At 40.6% G+C, this 5,511-nt stretch carries 5 protein-coding genes; all 5 read left to right on the top strand.

Annotation, left to right across the window (positions count from 1 at the left end):
• The coding region (locus tag ACEW8U_RS21680) for a RagB/SusD family nutrient uptake outer membrane protein (RefSeq protein WP_373524145.1) at positions 1 to 85 on the top strand (85 nt) is incomplete at its 5' end.
• A 108-nt stretch (positions 86 to 193) separates the two neighbouring features.
• Positions 194 to 1,594: a sulfatase-like hydrolase/transferase gene (locus ACEW8U_RS21675; protein ID WP_373524144.1), complete on the top strand. Its 1,401-nt coding sequence runs from the start codon at positions 194 to 196 to the stop codon at positions 1,592 to 1,594.
• Between the two features lie 24 nt (positions 1,595 to 1,618).
• The gene (locus ACEW8U_RS21670; protein WP_373524143.1) at positions 1,619 to 3,277 is read left to right on the top strand and encodes a right-handed parallel beta-helix repeat-containing protein; all 1,659 of its coding nucleotides are present in this window, start codon (positions 1,619 to 1,621) and stop codon (positions 3,275 to 3,277) included.
• Complete coding sequence (locus ACEW8U_RS21665) at positions 3,274 to 4,407, top strand: glycoside hydrolase family 43 protein (protein WP_373524142.1); 1,134 nt, start codon at positions 3,274 to 3,276, stop codon at positions 4,405 to 4,407. The genes ACEW8U_RS21670 and ACEW8U_RS21665 overlap by 4 nt, the downstream gene beginning before the upstream one ends.
• Positions 4,408 to 4,417: 10 nt before the next feature.
• The coding region (locus ACEW8U_RS21660; RefSeq protein ID WP_373524141.1) for a sulfatase-like hydrolase/transferase at positions 4,418 to 5,511 on the top strand (1,094 nt) is incomplete at its 3' end.

Genomic DNA, 5,511 nt, shown 5'->3' with positions numbered 1-5,511 from the left:
GGGAAGAAGGTCTGAAACGTTTCCAATCCCTCAAAATGAATTGGACGCCAATAGGAATTTGGTCCAAAATCCTATTTGGGATTAATCTTATCAGATTATTTGGTAAATAAAATATAGTGCCAGATCCCTTCGAGGGCCTGGTACTATAATGTTCTTTTCCGGAAAGTATCCAACATCTCCTTCCCTATTTTGTATGTATAGACTGCTTTTGTTCGCCATAACCCTTTCCATCTCATTGGAAGGCTATGCCCAAATTGATAAAAGGTCTCCCAATATTGTCATTATTTTGACGGATGATCAGGGTTATGCTGATGTGGGATTCAATGGTAGTAAAGAAATACCTACTCCAAATATTGATCGGATAGCAGCCAATGGGACAATGTTCACTTCAGGGTATGTTTCTTATGCTGTTTGTGGTCCAAGTAGAGCTGGTCTGATTACCGGAAGGTATCAGGATAAGTTTGGCTTTGCTAAAAACCCGCTTTTTGCACCAAACGATTCCACCATGGGACTTCCGCTATCGGAACAGACGCTTGGTGATTATCTTCAAGAAGCCTCCTACAAAACTTCAATCATTGGAAAATGGCATTTGGGAGCTCACCAAACGCTACATCCCAATCAACGGGGGTTTGATGAATTCTACGGTTTTCTATCTGGAGGACATCAGTATTTTCCTGAAAATTTAACCTTACAAGATGAGTTTGAAGTTGATTCCCAATTTGGAGCTTACTGGACAAAACTCTTAAGAAATAAAGAAAGAGTAGAGGAAAAGGAGTATCTGACCGATGCGTTTTCCAGAGAAGCATTGTCTTTTATTGAAAGAAATCATAAAGACCCATTCTTCTTATTCCTATCCTATAATGCTCCGCATGCACCCATGCAAGCGACAGAAAAATACCTGAATAGGTTTCCTGACATTTCCAATGAAAAAAGGAAAACCTATGCGGCAATGGTCTCTGCGGTAGATGATGGTGTGGGGAATATTTTGGATTTGTTGCAAGAATTGGGGATTGAAGAAAACACGATTGTTTTTTTTCTTTCTGACAATGGTGGTCCAATGCCCAATAATGCTTCGGACAACAAACCATTGAGAGGAAAAAAGGGAGACTTCTTTGAAGGCGGGGTAAGGGTGCCATTTGCAGTGCAGTGGAAAGGAGTGATTCCAAAAGGAGCCACCTATGACTATCCAATTATTTCTCTGGACATTTTTGGAACCATGGCAGGATTGATTGGAACACAAACCAAGAACGAATTGGATGGAGTCAATTTGATCCCATACCTGACAGGTGAAAATCAAAATGCACCACATGAAGCTCTTTATTGGAGGAATTTCAATGCTGAAAGGTTTGCAATCCGAACACTTCATGACAAAATGATTTCTGGGCCAAATGAGCAATTCCTATTTGATATCAAAAACGATATTTCTGAAAAGCGAAATCTTGCCAGTGAAAATAATGCTCAGCTTGACGGTTTAGCAGATAAAATCAATACATGGAAAAGCATGTTGAAAGATCCTCTCTTTATGGGGTTGTTGGAAGATGAAGCTTATTCCAAGCTTCACCCTGATCGGTATGGAAGAAAATCCAATCAATAAATTTTCAAAAAAAGCAATTAATTGATGAATGATATAGATTTCAAATTCATAATTATTTTCCTGATTTTCTTGGGATACAATGCCGAGGCAAAGGATTATTATTTCCATCCAAAAATGGGGAATGATAGCGCCAATGGATCCTCATTTAAATCGCCTTTCAAGTCATTGGTGAAAATAAGTGACTTGACCCTCGAACCGGGGGATAGGATCTTTTTAGCTGCGGGGGAAGTATTCCATGAAACTTTAGTCCTTGATCATGTTCAAGGGAGTTTTGAAAATCCTATCCTAATAGATTCTTATCAAAATAACGGTGATGATATCAAAGAAAAATCCATGTTAGATGCTACAGGTCTTCTCAATGGTCTTTTGATTACCAACTCTAACCATATCATCATCAAGAACCTTGACATCACTGCCAATGGACCAGTTGACGATACAGGTGATGGAGAGATGCGGGTCGGTGTTTTGATCTTCGGCAAAGGAAATGAAAGAATTACAAATATTCATTTAGAAGAACTCCACATTCATGATATCTTCTATGAAAAAGAAGGTATTGGAAGGACGGAAGGTGAAGTAAGATCGGCTAACGGAACGCAAAAATACGGTTGGGGAATCCGCATGATTGCCAATGACGATGCTGAAATAGAAAATGTTTGGATCAGCAATTCAACAATAGAAAATGTAAGCCATACAGGAATCAAACTCACGGGTACCCAAAAACAAAATGTCAGAAATGTCAGGATCTTGGACAATAAGGTTTTCCGAACAGGTGGTCCAGGAATTCAGATGTCCGGGGTGAAATTTGTACACGTCAAAGGAAATGAAGTCAGCCACTCAGGTAGCACTGATGATTCCCGAAAGTGGGGCAGAGGTTCAGGTCTTTGGACTTGGTCAGCATCCTATGTGATGATCGAGCATAATAGTTTTATGTATGCCAATGGCCCTGGAGATTCCGCAGGCGCACATATTGACTTCAACTGTGATAACGTAATTCTGCAGTACAACTTCAGTGCTGAGAATGCAGGTGGTTTTTGTGAGATTCTCGGAAATAACTACAACTGTGCCTACCGCTACAATATCAGTGTCAATGATGGGCATAGGATAAAAGGCGAAAATGGTGCATTTCAGGAAGGAAAGATTTTTTGGTTGAGTGGGTATCAAGGTGGGCAAAGGGAAAGGAAAGCTCCTGTCAACTCCTACTTCTACAACAATACCATGTATGTGAAATCGGATCAAGTATCGAAAATTGCCATTGATAATCGATCAAAAGGTATTTTGATTGTCAACAACATCTTTCACTTAGAGGGGCGTTCTGAATTGGTAGCAGGTGATCAGTACAAGCCTGACGATGAAAGTGTATCTGAGATGGAAAGTGTTTTTTTTGAAAACAACCTTTTTCTGAATGGATCAAACTGGCCGTCAGGTATCATGATACAGGATGCAAAGCCCCTATTTGGATCTGCTGATTTCAAAAATCCCGGTGGAATGAAGCCGAAAGATTACATCCCACAAAACAAAGAATTGATACAAAAAGGAATCAGCATTCCATTTCTGCCGAATGATGAATTTGGCTTGATGGATGGGCTGGATATGCAAACAGACTTTTTAGGAAATCCAACAATGGGTAAGCCAAGTCTTGGTGCGATAAACTATGTTGAAAAAAAAACAGACAATAACCAATGAAAAAAATAACAGTTATAATTTTTCTATCCATTTGTTGCCTGCTTGCCTTTCAGGTGAAATACCGGGATTTTCAACCGGGTCAGGTTTGGGAAGATGACCTGGGGTTACATATCAATGCCCATGGTGGTGGTTTTTTGATCCAAGAAGACACATACTATTGGTTTGGAGAACATAAGGTCGAAGGTGCAGAAGGGAATAAAGCACAAGTGGGTGTTGGAGTATATTCATCCAAGGACCTTTTCAATTGGAAAAATGAAGGAATTGCTCTTGAAGTGCATGATGATCCAAATTCCCTTTTGATAAAAGGATGTGTCATAGAACGACCAAAGGTAATCTATAATGAAAAGACCAAAAAGTTTGTCATGTGGTTTCATCATGAGCTCAAGGATAGGGGATATGAGGCAGCTATGACAGGATTAGCGGTAAGTGACAATGTAACCGGTCCTTACTCTTATATTAAAAGTGTCAATCCACATGCAGGAATATGGCCGACAAATTATCCGGACAGCCTAAAATCTTTGCCTGTTGATCTTGACAAATTTGAAAGGCCATCTCCTGAATGGAAAGAGGCGGTGGTGAATGGGGTCTTTTTGAGAAGGGATTTTGAAAAAGGTCAAATGGCCAGGGATATGACACTCTTTGTGGATGATGACGGGAAAGCCTATCATTTTCATTCTTCCGAAAACAATCAAACACTTCATGTGGCCGAGTTGACTGAGGATTATATGGATTTTACAGGGAACTATACCAGGGTATTACCGGGGCAACAAAACGAAGCGCCTGCCATTTTCAAGAAAGACGGAAAATATTATATGTTTTCCTCCGGACTTACCGGCTGGAACCCCAATCCGGGGAAATCTGCAGTGGCGGACCACCCATTAGGCCCTTGGACTCCTTTGGGAAATATGGTGAGAGGAACAGAAGACGAAATGAAAACCACTTTTTGGTCACAGAGCACTGCGGTGATACCTGTCATCGGAAAGAAAGATGCTTTTATCTATGTAGGAGATAGGTGGGTACCGGAAAATCCAATTGATGGTCGGTACATTTGGCTTCCTATTGAATTTGAAAACAAAAGACCTGTATTGAGATGGAGGGATAGTTGGGATCTATCATTTTTTGACAACTAAGGAAAAACCCATGAAATTGAAAGTTGCTATATCATTCCTTATTTTTTTATCTTTTTCTATCCTGAATATCAGTGTGGGACAGTCTATGCAAAAACCCAATATCATCCTGATTTTGGCGGATGACCTTGGCTTCGCAGACTTAAGCCTCAATGGGAGTTTACAGATTAAGACTCCTAATATTGATGCCTTGGCAGCTGAGGGGGTGAACTTCACCCAAGCCTATGTATCAGCACCCGTATGCAGTCCATCTAGGGCAGGGTTGTTGACCGGTAAAAACCAGGTCAGTTTTGGCTATGACAATAACCTGACTGATAATACCCCGGGCTTTGATCCAGAGTATGCAGGCCTGCCAATTGGGGAAAAGACCATTGCCGATAGATTGAAGGAAGCAGGATATGTATCCGGATTAATTGGTAAATGGCATTTGGGATCAAAAAAACAATTTCACCCTTTGAACCGTGGTTTTGATGAATTTTGGGGATATGTAGGTGGAGGACATCATTATTTTAAATCTGAGGAAAATGGACAAGGCTATTTGGCTCCCATAGAAAGTAATTACAAAACTCCTCAACCGATCACTTACCTCACAGACGACAAGGGGGACGAATGCATAGATTTTATCAGAAGGCATAAAAATCAACCTTTTTTCTTATACGCATCATTCAATGCTCCCCATGCCCCAATGCATGCAACCGTGGAGGATTTAGCGTTGTTTTCAAATATTTCAGATGAAAAAAGAAGAATCTACCTTGCCATGGTCCACCGCTTGGACATCAATGTCGGACGGATCATAAATACCTTAAAAGAAGAAGGATTGGAGGAAAATACCCTGATAGTTTTTTTAAGCGACAATGGTGGGCCTGTTGATCAAAATGCCTCCAACAATGCCCCATTCAACGGACAAAAAGGAATTCTGCTGGAAGGTGGCATTCGTGTCCCATTTATTATGAAATGGAAAGGTTCTCTACCGTCTGGTGAATCTTATACCCATCCTATAATTGCACTTGACCTGATGCCGACCTTTATGGGTTTGGCTGGGATTGATCTACAGGAATCAGATCATTTTGATGGTGTGAACTTGTTTCCTTTCTTGACCAAAGAAAA

Origin of the sequence: Aquiflexum sp. (assembly GCF_041751335.1) — a bacterium.
Taxonomy (GTDB): domain Bacteria; phylum Bacteroidota; class Bacteroidia; order Cytophagales; family Cyclobacteriaceae; genus Aquiflexum.
Note: the sequence above shows the minus strand (reverse complement) of the source record. Positions and strands in the feature narration are given on the sequence as shown.